Source organism: Methyloversatilis sp., assembly GCF_965284615.1.
GTDB lineage: Bacteria > Pseudomonadota > Gammaproteobacteria > Burkholderiales > Rhodocyclaceae > Methyloversatilis.
This window is the reverse complement of record NZ_OZ260098.1, coordinates 2,500,390-2,515,297: the sequence shown is the minus strand read 5'-3', so window position 1 is coordinate 2,515,297 and position 14,908 is coordinate 2,500,390. Positions and strand designations below refer to the sequence as shown.

Below are 14,908 nucleotides of genomic sequence, written 5' to 3'. Positions count from 1 at the left end.
CCCTGTGCGCTTCCGTGAGCAGTGCGCCCGTGCACGTTGGACCCCAGTATATTGCATTGCAACATAAATGCCGCTTGTGGAAATCCACACTTCGCGGCGAGTGTGGTGCGCAGCCTACATCCTTGCGCCCGCTGCCGTCAGTGAGTCGGGTCGGGCAGTGTGAAGTAGAAGCAGGCGCCCTTGTCCGGTGCGCCTTCGGCCCAGATGCGGCCGCCGTGGCGATTGACGATGCGCTGCACGGTGGCCAGACCGATGCCGGTACCGCTGCGGTCCGATTGGTCGTGCAACCGGTTGAAAGGCTTGAAAAGCTGTGCCGCGTGCGCCATGTCGAAGCCGATGCCGTTATCGCGGATGTGGAACACCACCTCGCGGTTGCGCAGTCGGGCGTCGAACTCGATTTCCGCGGTTTCGCGCCGTGCGGTGAAGGTCCAGGCGTTGCGCAGCAGGTGCTCTAGCAGCACGCGCGCCAGCATCGGGTCAACGCGCGCCATCAGATGCATGCCGATGGCCAGCTTGCCCTCGCGTTCCGGCGATTCCGCCCGCAGGTCGCGCATGATGGCGCGCGCCAGCGCCGACAGGTTGACCTCGGCGCGGCTGATCGGCGTACGCGTGAGCCGGCCCAGTTCGAGCAGGTCGTCGATCAGCGTCGACAGCTTCTGCGAGGCGGCGCGGATGCGCGCGAGGTGGCTGTGCGCCTGCGCGTCCAGCTGGTCGCCATAATCTTCCAGGATGATCTGCGAGAAGCCGTCGATGGCGCGCAGCGGGTTGCGCAGGTCGTGCGATACCGAGTACGAGAAGGCTTCCAGTTCGCGATTGGACGCCTCCAGCTCGGCGGTGCGGCGCTTCACGCGGCGCTCAAGCTCCGCATTCATGTCGTACAGCGTTGCTTCGGCCTGTTTGCGCTGGGTGATGTCCTCGATGCTGCCGGACAGGCTTTCGAGCTTCCCGTTGCCGTCGAAACGGGCTCCGATGGCGATTTCCAGCCAGCGCGCCGACGCGCTGCCGGTGCCGGTGCGCACCTCGATCTGCATCGAATCGCGGCGGCCGTCGAGCATCGGCTCGAGCCGCGCCAGCAGATAGCGTGCCTCGTCCTTGCTGAGCCAGCGCAGGATGCGCTGGCCGATGGCCTGGTTCACCGGCTGGCCGGTCAAGGTTTCCCAGGCGCGGTTCAGGTAGGTGAAGCGGCCGCGTGCGTCGATGCGGAAGATGACTTCGCGCAGGTGATTGACCATTTCGCGGTGTCGCGTCTCGACCTCTCGCAGCGCCCGGGTCAACTGCACGAAGGCGGTTTCGTCGCGGCCGGTACCGCGATAACCGCACAGCTGGCCGCTGCCGTCGGTGATCGGGCGACCGCGCAGCTCGATGTGGCGCACCACGCCGTCCGGCCGGTGCAGCACAAGATGAAGCTGCAGCGATTTGCCGCTCTGGAACTGGCGATGACATTCCTCCCAGTCGCCGTGCACCGGCGACAGGGCGTTGATTTCCCACAGGCGACGGTTGCGCACGGCACGCTGGTCCAGTGCGCTGGCCAGGTGACCTTCGGCGCGCGAATACTGCAGCCGGAGCGCGGCGTCGGTTTCCCAGTGCCAGTCGGTTGCCAGATCGGTGTAGTCGCGCAGGCGGGCAGCGTCGAGCCGGTGCTGCTCGACCTCCCGTGACAGCCGGTCCTGTTCGCGCAGCGCGAGCACGCCGATGCCGAGGCTGGCGGCCAGCACCGCGAGCCCGACCGGCAGCGACTCGGTGGCGGCGAGCGCTGCGGCGAGCAGGGCGAGCGGCAGTGCGCGCCACAGAAAGAATGTCCGTGCGCCACGGGTGGGCGGCGGAAGGTCCGGAGAGCGGAACATTATTGTCCTTGGTATGCCCGGGATGATAATGCGGCCCCTCGACACGAAAACCCGAATAAGGGCCCGCAGATGGCATCTCATCCTCATTTTTCAATGCAGGACGCGTCGGACTGGGTGGTGCGTTTCGGCGCACTGATCCCGCACGGCGCCGACGTGCTCGACCTGGCCTGCGGCGGCGGTCGCCACGCGCGCTGGCTGGCCGGGCGCGACCTGAACGTGCTGGCGGCCGACCGCGACGCCGCGGCGCTGGCGGCGCTGGACGGGCAGCCGCGCATCCGTACGCTGTGCGCCGACCTCGAGGGCGGCGACTGGCCCTGGGGCGAAGCCTGCTTCGATGCCGTGGTGGTGACCCGCTATCTGTTCCGGCCGCGGCTGGACCGCGTCGCCGCATTGCTCAAGCCGGGCGGCCTGCTGATCTACGAAACCTTCATGGACGGCAATGCGCGCTTCGGCAAGCCGTCGAACCCGGATTTCCTGCTGCGCCCGCACGAACTGCTGGATTGGGTGCGCAGCTGGGGCAGCGTGATCGCTTTCGAACAGGGCGAGATCGCCCGTCCGGCGCCGGCGATGATTCAGCGCATCTGTGCGGTGCGTTCGGACGTGCTGCCGGTGCTGAACTGAGCCGAGGCGGCTGCGATCTGACCGGACAGCCGATCGATGCCTGCATCGTCCAGCCGCTCGGCGGTGACGGTCGGGGCATCGGTGTGGCGGCTGAAGTTGTTCGACTGCGAGCGACGGTACAGTGGGTCGTAGTGCTGTTCGAGCAGACCCGCAACCAGCTCGGCCCACTGCCCGGTGCGCGCGAGTGCGGACCAGGCCGCTACGGTTTCGCGGCCGCGCAGCTCGATCAGGCGCTCCAGCCGTTCGATCAGCGCTTCGGGATCCTGCGTCATGTAATCGTAGTCGCGCAGCAGGAATTCGGTCCGCGCTGAGGCGGGCACTTCGATGCGGATGCAGGGGGCGGCACGCAACCGCTCGATCAGTGCGTCCGGCACGGTGACCAACCCGATGCGGCGGCTTTCCGCCTCGGCGAACACCGGGCGCGCCGGGTCGAGTGCCGACAGCGCGTGCAGCAGGCGCGACTCGAACAGTTTCTGCGGCGGCTGGTCAACGCCGGGCTGGCGGCCGAGCACCGAGCCCTTGTGCGCCGCCAGCGCCTCCAGGTCCAGCACCTGTTCGCCGCGTGCGGCGAGGCGTTCGAGCACGCGGCTCTTCGCGCTGCCGGTCGGGCCGCTGACCACGCGGAAGTCGAACGCCGCTGGCGTTGCCGCCAGCCTCGCCAGCACTTCGCGCCGGTAGGCCTTGTAGCCGCCGTCGAGCTGATGGGCGTCCCAGCCGACCTGGCGGAATATCGTAACGAAGGCGCCGCTGCGCTTGCCGCCGCGCCAGCAGTAGATCAGGGGCCGCCAGTCCGCCCCCTTGTCCTGGAAGCGTTCGAGCAGATGACGGCCGATATTGATCGCCACCAGCGCCGCGCCGCGACGCCGCGCGACGAAGGGCGACACCTGCTTGTACAGCGTGCCGATTTCCGCCCGCTGTTCATTGTCGAGCGCCGGGCAGTTGATGGCGCCCGGTACGTGGTCGAGTGCGAATTCGGCCGGCGAACGGGTGTCGATGATGTCGTCGAAGCCATACAGCTGGTTGACCTGGGCGATGCCGGCCGGGCGGCGCTGGCCGGAAGGGGCGTTCATGCAGCGGGTGTCCTGTCTGTTCGTGATGTGCGCCGCGGCGTGCTCAGCGCCGCGCCAGCGGCTTGCCGAGCAGGGAGCGCAGCGGCGCCCATACATTGTCCACGATGCGCGGCTGCGCCGCAGCAATCGGATGGATGCCGTCCGGCAGGAACTGCTGCGGATCGGTGGCGAAGCCGTCAAGCAGGAAGGGCAGCAGCGCCGATCCGGTGGACTTTGCGACCTCAGAAAAGGTGGCGGCGAACTTTTGCGTGTAGTCGGGGCCGTAGTTCGGCGGCAGCTGCATGCCGGCGATCAGCACCTTGGCGCCGCCAGCCTGCGCCTTGCGCGTCATGCTTTCCAGGTTGTCGCGCATCGTTTTCAGCGACAGGCCGCGCAGGCCGTCGTTGGCACCCAGTGCGATGATGACGACGGCAGGCTTGTGTGCGGCCAGCGCGGCGTCGATGCGCGACAATCCGTTGGCGGTGGTGTCGCCGCTGGTGCTGGCATTGACCACCGCATGGCCGTAACCGGACTGCTTCAGCCTGTCGCCGAGCAATACCGGCCAGGCCTCCTGCTGGCGCAGGCCGTAGCCGGCAGACAGACTGTCGCCGACCACCAGCACGGTCTGCGCAGCGACGGGGAGGGCGGCGAACAACAGGACAAACAGGGACCAGAAAAGCTTCTTCATGCCTACAGACACTCCGCAAACAGGCCCGCTGCTCGAAGTCAGCGGGCTGGGAAAACAAGTCAGCAGCGGTAATGCGCCGCTGCAGATTCTTCAGGATATCGCCTTCGCGGTCGGTGCCGGCGAGGCGCTGGCCATCGTCGGCGCCAGCGGTTCGGGCAAATCGACGCTGCTCGGGCTACTTGCCGGTCTTGACCTGCCGAGCGCCGGTTCGGTTCGCATCGCCGGCCAGGACATCTTCGCGCTCGACGAGGACGCACGGGCCGAATTGCGCGGTGACAAGGTGGGCTTCGTGTTCCAGTCCTTCCAGCTTCTGCCGGCATTGACGGCGCTGGAAAACGTCATGCTGCCGCTGGAACTGGCCAATGCCGAGCGCGTGCGCGAGCGCTCCATCGCGCTGCTCGAACGTGTCGGTCTGGGCGGCCGGCTGACCCATTATCCGCGCCAGCTGTCGGGCGGCGAACAGCAGCGCGTCGCGCTCGCGCGTGCCTTCGCGCCGGCGCCGCAGCTGCTGCTGGCCGACGAACCGACCGGCAATCTCGACGCGACGACCGGCGCCTCCATCATCGACCTGATGTTCGAAATGAACGCCGAACAGGGTACGACCCTGGTGCTGGTGACCCACGACGAGGCGCTGGCCGCCCGCTGCAGCCGGCGCATCCGGCTGGCGGCCGGGCGGATGATGGCGTAGCGGCCTGGACCGCCTGTGGCATTTGCAGGCCGCCGCCTCCGATCCATGCCGCTATCGCGAGCAAGCTCGCTCCCACAGGAAACCGGGCTCCGACGACGGTGCGGCAGTGCCTTTCGTGGGAGCGACCTCTGGTCGCGATGCGGCATTTGCGGGCCGCCGCCTTCGATCCAGGCCGCTATCGCGAGCAAGCTCGCTCCCACAAAACCATGCGCCAACGGCGAACAGGGCGCGACCCTCGTCTGAGCGACCTTTGGCCGCGACGCGGCTTCGGCACGGGCGCCGCGCCTGTGCCCCCGAACTGATCGTCCTCAGCCCGCGGCCGTCTCGCTGTCGGCCTGCGGATCGAAGCGGCGCACGAAGCCGCGGTCTATCGCGTCCTTCCAGCGCCATACCCAGTCACCCTTGAGCACCCAGCCGCCGCGCGCGGCGATCGCGTGGCGGCGGCCGCAGGCGAGCAGCATCAGCGCATGCCGCTGCGCATGCCAGTCGAGCGGCGGCTGGCCGGCCATCATGCGCGCGATGTTGGCCGCCAGTGGGGGGCCGGCGCGCACTGCATAGACACCGGACTTCGGCCGCGGCGAAGCAGTCAGCGTGGCGACGTCGCCGGCGGCGAACACTTCGGCGTGCGAGGTCGACTGCAGCGTTGCGCCGACCTCGATGAAGCCGCGCGCGTCGAGCGCCAGTCCGCTGTTCCGCAGCCAGGCGGGTGCGGCGGCGCCGGTGGCGAGCACTGTGAAATCGCTGGCGATGGTGCGGCCGTCCGCCAGCTGGAGGGTATCGGCGTCGATCCGCGTGACCTCGGCACCGGTCACGACATCGATCCGCTGGTGCGCGAACTCGGCGCCGACGCTGCGCTGAAGCCGCACACCCAGTCCGCCAAGTGGCGTCGTGCCGCGCTCGACCAGCGTGCAGCGCGCCGCAGGCCAGCGGTGATGCAAGGCCATTGTCACCTCCACGCCGGCTGCACCGCCGCCCAGCACGCTGACCGCGCGCGGCGTCACGACGGCGCAGCGCGCGAGCAGGTCGGCGATCGGCTTCACCGGGTGGGCGTGTTCGTCCGCGCCAGGAATGTCCGGGCGCTGCGGGGTCGAGCCGATGTCAATGGACAGCAGGTCGTAGTTGACGGCGCCACCGCCGGCCAGTCTGATCCGGCGCCGCGCGCTGTCGATGCCGATGGCGCGGTCCAGCGTGAGGTGGCAGCCGGCGCGCGCGGCCAGCGGGCGCAGGTCGATGCAGGCCTGACGCGAGGTGTAGTGACCGGCGAGCACGCCGGGCAGCATGCCGGAGTAGGGCGTCAGCGCGTCCGGCGTGATCAGCCGGATGTCGGCATCGGGCCGCTGTCGGGCGAAGGCTTCGAGCACGAAGAGGTGGGCGTGGCCGCCGCCGAGCAATACCAGTCTTTTCACGGCAGTGGCTGGGCGTCGAGCGACAGGTCGCCGAAATGGCCGAGCGAACTGTCGGCGGTGTTGTCGGTGTCGGCCGCGACGACGACGCCGATCACCGGCGGAGCGTCCTCGCCGAAGGCTTCGCGGAAGTCATCGCGCAGGTTGCGGCGGGCGTTGCGCCAGACGCCGGTCGGCGCGCCTTCGCCTTCGACCGCGATCATGCGCACGCGGTCGGTGTAGGCACTCCAGGCGCGGGTGCCCGGTGGCACGCGGTTGTCCCACACGTAGCAGAGCACGGCGGCGGGTACCTGGTCGCCATGCAGCGCGCGGGCGATGCGCAGCTTCGTGCGGGCGCCGAAGGGCAGCTTGGCGATGTCGTAGTCGAACAGCACATAGACGCGCAGCACGTAGTCGTCGCCATCGCGGGTGGCGAAGCGATTGCCGGTCGGCAGACGGTCGGCACGCCAGCGCCAGTTCAGCCAGGGCGTTGCGGTGGTATCGAAGCGACCGGCGTGGATCAGTGCCGACGCGGCATTGACGGCTTCGGCGCGCAGTACGGTCTGCCCGTCCAGCGCGCTCAGGCGGAAGTCGGCCGGTGCGGCCTTCCCGCCCAGCGTCCACGGTGTCCAGCCGGCGATGGCGGCACCGGCCGACTGCGACGAAAAGCGCGGCAATGCGCTGTCCGCACACACCTCGCCGGCCAGCGCCAGCGCAGTCGCCCACAGCAGCAGGCGCAGTCGGGTCAGCATGCGCCGCCCTCCAGCAGGCCTTCGCGCAGCGCGCGCTGCCAGTCGGCCGGGTGATCGACGTCGTAGCCGGTCGGCAGCACGCGGGTGCGCAGGCCCAGCGCGTCGAGGCGCGCGCGCGTCTGCGTCCATACCGACGGGGTGCCCCAGGTCGGGCCGTCGAACAGCGCCGGCTGCCGGCTGCGCAGTGCGACCAGCAGGTAGCCGCCGTCCTCGGCCGGCGCGAAGGCGGCGTCGTGCCCGCGCAGCGCCGCGGCGGCGGCGGCCAGATCGGTGGCCTGCAGCGACACGGCGTCGGCGCCGATCAGCACCACGCGCGCGTGTCGCGACAGTGCGTCGTCGAAGGCCTGCGACATGCGCCGGCCGACATCGCCCGCCGACTGCGCGTGCAGCGTGACCCCGAACTCGCGCGCACAGTCGGCGAAGAAGGGGTGGTCGCAGTCGGGCGCGCACCACAGTTCGACTGCGCCAAGGCCGGCCTCGACCGCAGTGCGCAGCGCACGCCGTGTGAGTGCCGCGCTGGCACGCGCCGCGCCGTCGGCGCCGAGTGCGGGCATCAGCCGCGTCTTGGCCGCACCGGCGACCGGCGCGCGCGCGAAAACGAGTACCGCGGTCGATTCAGTCATGGTGCGGCCGATAGCTGCGCGCCAGCGCCTGCGGGTCGGCGCCGAAGAAGTAACGCAGGCGAAGGCGCCACATCAGCCACACAGTACGCAACACGCCGTGCTTCTCCCAGCGGCGCCCCGAGGTGCGTACGCGTGCCCGCAGACAGGCTGGCGCACTGAGGCTCAGTGCGCGGCGCGAGAAGTCGATGTCTTCCATCAGCGCGATCGGGGCGAAGCCGCCGAGGTGGTCGAACAGCGCCCGCGTGCAGAACATCGCCTGGTCGCCGGTGGCGATGCCGCTCAGGCGCGAGCGCAGATTCATCATGAAGGCGACCACGCGCAGCAGCGGCGAACGGCCTTCGATCGTGACGTCGAAGCGGCCCCATTGCGCACCGCTGTCGAGCGCGTTGTCGATCAACAAGGGTGCGCCGTCCGGCAGCGTGCTGTCGGCGTGCAGGAAGAGCAGCGCCTCGCCGCGGGCATGCGCGGCGCCTGCATTCATCTGCAGCGCGCGCCCTCGTGACGACGCAACGAGCACATCGCACAAGGGCCGCGCCAGTGCGCAGCTGTCGTCGCGGCTGCCGCCGTCGGCGACGATGAGCTGCACGCCTGCCGCGCGCAGCGGCTGCAGTGCCTGCAGCGTCGCGACGATGCCCGGCGCCTCGTCCAGCACCGGTACGATGATGGACAGCCGCCTCACCCGCGCATCCACGCGTGGTAGCGGCCGACCCATTCGAGCAGCTTCTGCGGCGCGTGCGCGCGCTTCCAGACGCCAGCGGCGTATTTGTTCGCCTCGTTCATGGTCGGGTAGATGTGTATCGTGCCCAGCAGCTTGTTCAGCCCCAGTCCGTGGCGCATCGCCAACACATATTCGGCGATCAGTTCGCCGCCGTGTTCGCCGACGATGGTGACGCCCAGTATGCGGTCGCGCCCGGGCACCGTCAGCACCTTGACGAAACCGTGCGCGGCCTCGTCGGCGATGGCGCGGTCGAGGTCGTCGAGGCCGTAGACGGTCACTTCGAAGGGCACGCCCTTTTCGGTGGCCTCGCTTTCGTTGAGGCCGACGCGGGCCACCTCGGGCTCGGTGAAGGTGGCCCAGGGGACGACCGAGTAATCGACGCGGAAGCGGCGGAAGCGGCCGAACAGCGCGTTGACCGCCGCATACCAGGCCTGATGTGCCGCCATGTGGGTGAACTGGTAAGGACCGGTCACGTCGCCGCAGGCGTAGATGTTGGGATACAACGTCTGCAGGTAGTCGTTGGTGTTGACCGTGCGGTTCGGGCGCAGCGCGATGCCCAGTTCCTCCAGTCCGTAGCCGCTGACGTTTGGCGTGCGGCCGACCGCGCACAGCAGCGCGTCGAACACGATGCGCACTTCGCCGGCCGGGCCGTCGGCGTACAGCACACGCTCGTCTCCCTCGACCGCGAAGCGTGCCGCCTTGTGCCGGGTCAGCACCTGCACGCCGTCGGCGGCGAACTGCTGCTCGACCAGCGCCGACACTTCGGGGTCCTCGCGCAGCATCAGCCGCTCTGCCATCTCGACCTGGGTAACGGCTGCGCCGAAGCGGGCGAAGGCCTGCGCCAGCTCGCACCCTATCGGCCCGCCGCCCAGCACCAGCAGGCGTTGCGGCAGCGTGCGCAGCGACCATACGGTGTCCGAGGTCAGTACGTCGATCCGGTCTATGCCCGGTATCGGCGGCACGAAGGGGCGGGCGCCGGCGGCGATGACGATGTTGCGTGCGCTCAGTGTGCGCGCGCGCCCGTCTTCGCCGAACACCTCGACTGTCCAGGGCGAGGTGATGCGCGCATTGCCTTGCACGCAGTCGACGCCGAGCGCGTGGTAGCGCTCGACCGAGTCGTGCGGTTCTATCGTACGTACGACGCGGGCGACGCGCTCCATCACGTCGGCGAAATCGAAGTCCACCTGCGCTGACTTCATGCCCAGCGATTGCGCCTTTGCCGTCTGCGCGATGAAGCGTGCCGAACGGATGAGCGCTTTCGACGGCACGCAGCCGGTGTTCAGGCAGTCGCCACCCATGCGGTGCTTCTCGACCAGTGCAACGCTGGCCTTCACCGCAGCCGCGATGTAGGCCGTAACCAGCCCGGCACTGCCGCCGCCGATCACCACCACATTGTGGTCGAAGCGCGCCGGCCGCGGCCAGCGTTCGTAGACGGCACGGGCGCGCACGAGGTCGATTGCTTTGCGCGCGATCAGCGGGAACAGGCCCAGCAGCACGAAGGCGCCGATCAGGCCCGGCGACAGGATGCCGGCGAGCGAGTCGATCTGCCCGAGCTGGGTGCCCGCATTCACGTACACCGCGGTGCCGGCCAGCATGCCGACCTGGCTCACCCAGTAGAAAGTGCGTGCCGGCAGCCGGGTCAGTGCCATCGCCAAGTTGATGACGAAGAAGGGGAAGGCCGGCACGAGACGTAACGTGAACAGGTAGAGCGCGCCGTCGCGTTCGATGCCGCGGTTGATCGCGTCGAGCGACTTGCCGACCCGGGTCTGCACCCATTCGCGCAAAAGGAAGCGCGCGATCAGGAAGGCGAGCAGGGCGCCCAGGCTGGAGGCGAAGGACACCAGCGCAAGCGCCACCCAGAAGCCGAACAGCGCGCCGCCGGCCAGCGTCATCACCGCGGCGCCGGGCAAGGACAGCGCGGTGACGGCGACATAGACCACGAAGTAGATCGCTGCCGCCGCCCACGGGGCAGCGGCGACGCGCTCGTTCAGCACCTGCTGTTGCGCCTTGAACCAGGCCAGATCGAAGAAGCGGCCGAGGTCGAAGGCGAAGAAGGCGCCGACCAGCGCGAGGAGGATCAGCAGCAGCGCCAGCTTGCGGGCGTTCATGGCGCTGCCTCACGCAGCGTCCATGCGGGTCCGTGCAGGATGCGCTCGCGGTAGTTCAGTGCGGCCGGCGAGCCGGCCGGCCACTGGCTGTCGAACTCGTCGAGCCAGCGGGCATGGTCGTAATGCAGCGGCAGCGCATCGACATGCACGCCGCGGATGCGTACGCCATACAACGGTTCATGCGGCGACGGCGTGACGGCGATGCGCGACACGACGCCGTGCAGCGCGCCGCGGAAATTGGGCATGCCGGCGGCGCCGTTGTTGATCACCGCACCTTCGACGAAGCGTGCCAGCGCGGGCAGGCAGGTGTGGCTGCTGGCGAACACGTCGCAGCGGGCGGCGGCGAAGGCCGCTTCGTGCGCCGTGCGCTGCGCCGGGTTGTGCAGCGCGCGTGCGTCGAAGGTCCAACCGGCCAGCGCATGGGCGTCACCATGGACCACACCGACGCGCGCGTCGCCGACGCGCACCGCGCGCCAGTAGTCGAGCGAGGCCAGTTCGCCGCGCCACATGGGATCGTGACGCACGGTCTGTGACAGCCGGGCGTGGATCAGATTCGAGCGGGTGACCACCGCCTCCGGCACCTCGTCCGGGTAGGCGCAGCCGCAGCCGGCGTCGTCCGCGTCATCGGCCAGCTCGGCTTCGACGTTGCCGGCGATCGCATCGAAGGCGAGCACGCGGCGCTGCACGTCGGCGAAGTGGGCGGCGTCGATGTCGAACCAGTGGAAGTCGCCGTTGAACAGCACGCGCACCGGGCCGCGCTCGGCTTCCAGCAGGCGGGCGAGCGCGTCGAGCGCGGGGCGGTTGCCGTACAGGCCGCCGACCACGTACAGCGTGTCGGCCGCGAGGTCGTGCGCGGTACTGGCGAGTGCGCCGGCACCGTAACGGTAGTGCAGCGGGCAGCTGCGGCCCGGCGTTCCGCGCGCGATGTCGTCCATGTTCATGTCGCCCGCCGTGTCAGCAGCGAAGGCAGCAGGTAGCCGGCCGTGCACAGCAGCAGCCCGTACAGATTGACGCCGAGCAGCTTGGCGTACTTGCCGCTGCCGATGGCCCAGCTGTCCGGTATCAGACCGGCGGCAAGCAGCACGCCGAGGATCATGCCGGTCCAGAAGGCAAGATGGAAGGAGAGCGCGGCGGCGCGTGTGCCGGGCTGCGTGAAACCGGCCAGCAGGAAGATGGGCGCCAGGCCGATCACCATGGTGCCGCTGATCGTCGTCGCCTTCAGGATGTCGGTGCCGGCAATCATCGGAATGTTGCCGAGCAGCGCGATCGCCGCCATCGCCAGCATGCCGACGCCGATGGCGCGCACCGGCTCCGGGCGGCCCGCCAGTTGCGGCAGTTCCTGCGCGACGTGGCGGGCAACCGAGGAGAAGGTCGAATCCAGCGTCGAACCGGCGGCCGCCACCATCACGATGGTCATCACGAACAGTGCGGCGGGCCCCATGCTGCGGGCGAGTGCCGCCGGCACGTTGTCGCCGCCGGCGATGCCTTCCAGCCGTGCGTGTACGCCCACCAGCGAGAACAGCAGGATGCAGGCGAAGCCGAGCAGCCCGGCCCAGACGAAGGCGCGCAGCATGCTGCGCTCGTTGGTGATGAAGCCGCGGTCGGTCAGTACCGGGTCATGGAAGGGATAGGACAGCACCTGCAGTGCGGCCACCAGCAGCAGGTTGACGCCGGCCTCGAGTCGCCAGTCGCCGGTCAACAGCAGCGTCGCCGGTCCGTGCGTCGGCAGCACCATCAGCATGACGACGGCGAAGAAGCCGACGAACAGCACGGTCTGCAGCACGTCGGTGTAGATGGAAGATCGCAGTCCGCCCTTCAGGCTGTAGAACAGCGTGGCCGCGGTAAACAGCAGCGCGGCGCCGATGAAACCGGCCGAGCCCGCTTCGCCGTAGTAGCCACCAACCACCGAGGTGTTGCTCCACACTTCGTTGAACAGCCGAACGAGGATGGCGAGTGAAAAAGCCAGCGCCGCCATACGGCCGTGACGGGTGATGAGGAAAGACAGCAGCCCGGTTGCTGCATACCTGCGACGCAGCCGCAGGATGGCCCAGCCGGCGAGCGGGATGGACAGCCAGTAGGTGGCGTAGGCAAGGCCGCCGACGATGCCGTAGGTGGCGCCGAGGTTGGCCGCGTTGGTGATGGACTTGGCGAATATCCACGAGATGAAGATGCTCGCACCGAGCGCCCAGGTGGCGGCCGGGCGGCCTGCTTCATCATGACCGCGGAAGAAGCCGGCGTGACCGACCGCGCGCGGCGACAGTGCGTACATGCCGGCGCCGTACAGGATGAGGAAGCCCCAGAAGGCGGCACCGAAAAGCAGCGGATCGTTCATGAACGTCCCTTCAGTTGAGCGCGCCGCCACAGGACGACCCCTGTCCGGCAGTGCAGCCGTAGCAGTGGTCGGCCACCACCACCGAATTGCCGTCGAGGTCGCGCCCCAGCAATTGCGACAGGTGGGTGCGCGGCCGCCCCTCGACGCGCAGCGGCAGCCCCAGCATCTGGTTGAAATCGCAATCGTAGACGTGGCCCTGCCAGTCCACACTCAACTGGTTTCGGCACATCACGTGCTGCAGGTTGTCGTCGCGGTGGGCGCCGCGCAACAATTCCATGTAGCTGGAGAACAGACCCTTGGACACCAACGTCGAGCCGAAGCGCTGGATCGGCATGTTGGCCAGCGTCAGCAGGCGGGTGAATACGATGCCGTACTCGCGCCCGAGGTGCTCGCGATACGCCTCTTCCAGCTGGGCCTGCGGCGGCGGCAGGGCCGGACCCTGCGGGTTGAACACCAGATTCAGTTCAAGGCCGCTGTCCGTCCGGCCGTAGCCGAGCCCATTCAGCTGCTTCAGCCCGGCAATGCTGCGCGCGAACACGCCGTTGCCGCGCTGACGGTTGACGTTGTCCTCCAGGTAACAGGGCAGCGACGCGGTCACTTGCACGCCCTGTTCGGCCAGGAAGGTCGCCAATCCCTCGTGACCCGGTTCGGACAGGATGGTGAGGTTGCAGCGGTCCATCACCGCGACGCCCAGCGCGCGCGCCTCGGTGACCAGGCTGCGGAAGTGCGGATTCATTTCCGGCGCGCCGCCGGTCAGGTCGAGCTGACGGATGTCGCTGGCGCGGATGAAGTCGAGCACGGCGCGGATGTTCTCGGCGCTCATCTGTTCGGTGCGCGTCGGGCCCGCATTCACGTGGCAGTGCAGGCAGCTCTGGTTGCAGGTGTAGCCCAGATTGACCTGCAGCACTTCGGTACGACGCCGGCGCAGTGGCGGGAAATCGGTGCGGGATAGCAGCGGCAGGGTGGCGTGCATGCAGGAGGGTCCTCGATGTCTGTGCGGCAGCAGACCGCCCGGGGGCGGAAAACCTTACGGTCAGGGTGCAGTATGCTTGCCCGGCACCGGGGTACGTCATCGATGACGTACCCACGCCAACGACCGGAGGAAAGAAGGAATGTTCAAAGGCATATTGCTGGAGCAGGGCGAGGGCGGCAAGACGATCGCCAGTCTCAAGGATCTTGACGAAGCAGCGCTGCCGGAAGGCGATGTGCGCGTCGCCGTCAGCTGGTCCAGCCTGAACTACAAAGATGCGCTGGCCATCACCGGACGCAGTCCCATCGTGCGCAAGTGGCCCATGGTGCCGGGCATCGATTTCGCTGGCACGGTGGAACAGAGCAGTCACCCGCTGTGGAAGGCCGGCGACCAGGTGGTGCTGACCGGCTTCGGCGTAGGCGAAGGTCACTGGGGCGGTCTGGCGCAGCGCGCGCAGGTGAGGGGCGACTGGCTGGTGGGTCTGCCCGCCGGGCTCGATGCGAAGCACGCGATGGCGGTCGGCACCGCCGGCTTCACCGCCATGCTGTGCGTGATGGCGCTGGAACGTCACGGTCTGCAGCCGGGCGACGGCGAGGTGCTGGTGACCGGCGCCAGCGGCGGCGTCGGTTCAGTCGCGGTGGCGCTTCTGGCCCGGCTCGGTTACCGCGTGGTGGCCAGCACCGGCCGGCTGGAAGAGACCGATTACCTGAAATCTTTGGGCGCCGAATCGGTGATCGACCGCGCCACGCTGTCGGCACCCGGCCGCCCGCTGGCGAAGGAGCGCTGGGCAGGCGTTGTCGACAGCGTCGGTTCGCACACGCTGGTCAATGCCTGCGCGGCGACGCGCGAGAACGGTGCGGTGGCGGCCTGCGGCCTGGCTCAGGGCATGGATTTCCCGGCCACGGTCGCGCCGTTCATCCTGCGCGGCGTCACGCTGTACGGCATCAACAGCGTCACTGTCGCCCGCGCACCGCGCGAGGCGGCTTGGGCGCGCATCGTGCGCGACATGCCGATGGACCTGCTGGACCGCATGACCGAGGTGGTGCCGCTTGCCGACGTGATCGCCGTCGCGCCACGCTTCATCGACGGACAGGTGCGCGGTCGCCTCGTGGTCGATACGGCGGCGGTCTGAC

Annotated in this window: 14 protein-coding genes; 3 read left to right on the top strand and 11 right to left on the bottom strand. The window is 68.9% G+C overall.

From position 1 onward, the window contains the following. Window positions 1–137 precede the first annotated feature (137 nt). Complete coding sequence (locus tag ACQ66H_RS11880) at window positions 138–1,844, bottom strand: sensor histidine kinase (protein WP_430434201.1); 1,707 nt, start codon at window positions 1,842–1,844, stop codon at window positions 138–140. Between the two features lie 93 nt (window positions 1,845–1,937). On the opposite strand from ACQ66H_RS11880, the gene ACQ66H_RS11875 reads away from it, so the two are divergent. Then, entirely contained in the window at window positions 1,938–2,465 is a 528-nt protein-coding gene (locus tag ACQ66H_RS11875; protein ID WP_430435625.1) for a class I SAM-dependent methyltransferase, read from the top strand. On the opposite strand, the gene mnmH is transcribed toward ACQ66H_RS11875, so the two are convergent. Further along, complete coding sequence (gene mnmH / locus ACQ66H_RS11870) at window positions 2,417–3,535, bottom strand: tRNA 2-selenouridine(34) synthase MnmH (RefSeq protein ID WP_430434200.1); 1,119 nt, start codon at window positions 3,533–3,535, stop codon at window positions 2,417–2,419. The genes ACQ66H_RS11875 and mnmH overlap by 49 nt on opposite strands. Before the next feature lie 43 nt (window positions 3,536–3,578). Continuing rightward, window positions 3,579–4,202: an arylesterase gene (locus tag ACQ66H_RS11865; protein WP_430434199.1), complete on the bottom strand. Its 624-nt coding sequence runs from the start codon at window positions 4,200–4,202 to the stop codon at window positions 3,579–3,581. Here ACQ66H_RS11865 and ACQ66H_RS11860 point away from each other — a divergent pair. Then, entirely contained in the window at window positions 4,201–4,890 is a 690-nt protein-coding gene (locus ACQ66H_RS11860) for an ABC transporter ATP-binding protein (protein WP_430434198.1), read from the top strand. The genes ACQ66H_RS11865 and ACQ66H_RS11860 overlap by 2 nt on opposite strands. Window positions 4,891–5,198: 308 nt before the next feature. Here ACQ66H_RS11860 and ACQ66H_RS11855 read toward each other — a convergent pair whose 3' ends face one another. From ACQ66H_RS11855 to arsS, 8 genes are read right to left on the bottom strand one after another with little or no spacing between them, the layout of a single operon-like run. Beyond that, the gene (locus tag ACQ66H_RS11855; RefSeq protein ID WP_430434197.1) at window positions 5,199–6,296 is read right to left on the bottom strand and encodes an FAD-dependent oxidoreductase; all 1,098 of its coding nucleotides are present in this window, start codon (window positions 6,294–6,296) and stop codon (window positions 5,199–5,201) included. After that, a complete protein-coding gene (locus ACQ66H_RS11850) occupies window positions 6,293–7,024 on the bottom strand; it encodes a DUF3047 domain-containing protein (protein ID WP_430434196.1) in 732 nt (243 codons plus the stop codon). The genes ACQ66H_RS11855 and ACQ66H_RS11850 overlap by 4 nt, the downstream gene beginning before the upstream one ends. After that, window positions 7,018–7,647, bottom strand: coding sequence for a TIGR04282 family arsenosugar biosynthesis glycosyltransferase (locus ACQ66H_RS11845; RefSeq protein ID WP_430434195.1), 630 nt, complete (start codon window positions 7,645–7,647; stop codon window positions 7,018–7,020). The genes ACQ66H_RS11850 and ACQ66H_RS11845 overlap by 7 nt, the downstream gene beginning before the upstream one ends. Next, window positions 7,640–8,326: a TIGR04283 family arsenosugar biosynthesis glycosyltransferase gene (locus ACQ66H_RS11840; RefSeq protein WP_430434194.1), complete on the bottom strand. Its 687-nt coding sequence runs from the start codon at window positions 8,324–8,326 to the stop codon at window positions 7,640–7,642. Before ACQ66H_RS11840 ends, ACQ66H_RS11845 begins: the two co-directional genes overlap by 8 nt. Continuing rightward, window positions 8,323–10,473 carry an FAD-dependent oxidoreductase gene (locus ACQ66H_RS11835; RefSeq protein ID WP_430434193.1) on the bottom strand — a complete coding sequence of 717 codons (2,151 nt, stop codon included), beginning with the start codon at window positions 10,471–10,473 and terminating at the stop codon, window positions 8,323–8,325. Before ACQ66H_RS11835 ends, ACQ66H_RS11840 begins: the two co-directional genes overlap by 4 nt. Continuing rightward, window positions 10,470–11,414 carry a hypothetical protein gene (locus ACQ66H_RS11830; RefSeq protein ID WP_430434192.1) on the bottom strand — a complete coding sequence of 315 codons (945 nt, stop codon included), beginning with the start codon at window positions 11,412–11,414 and terminating at the stop codon, window positions 10,470–10,472. Before ACQ66H_RS11830 ends, ACQ66H_RS11835 begins: the two co-directional genes overlap by 4 nt. Next, a complete protein-coding gene (locus tag ACQ66H_RS11825; protein WP_430434191.1) occupies window positions 11,411–12,805 on the bottom strand; it encodes a sodium:solute symporter family transporter in 1,395 nt (464 codons plus the stop codon). Before ACQ66H_RS11825 ends, ACQ66H_RS11830 begins: the two co-directional genes overlap by 4 nt. Window positions 12,806–12,815: 10 nt before the next feature. Continuing rightward, entirely contained in the window at window positions 12,816–13,778 is a 963-nt protein-coding gene (gene arsS / locus ACQ66H_RS11820) for an arsenosugar biosynthesis radical SAM (seleno)protein ArsS (protein WP_430434190.1), read from the bottom strand. A gap of 139 nt (window positions 13,779–13,917) precedes the next feature. Between arsS and ACQ66H_RS11815 the strand changes: the two genes are divergently transcribed. After that, a complete protein-coding gene (locus tag ACQ66H_RS11815) occupies window positions 13,918–14,907 on the top strand; it encodes an MDR family oxidoreductase (RefSeq protein WP_430434189.1) in 990 nt (329 codons plus the stop codon). The last annotated feature ends 1 nt before the right edge of the window (window position 14,908 follow it).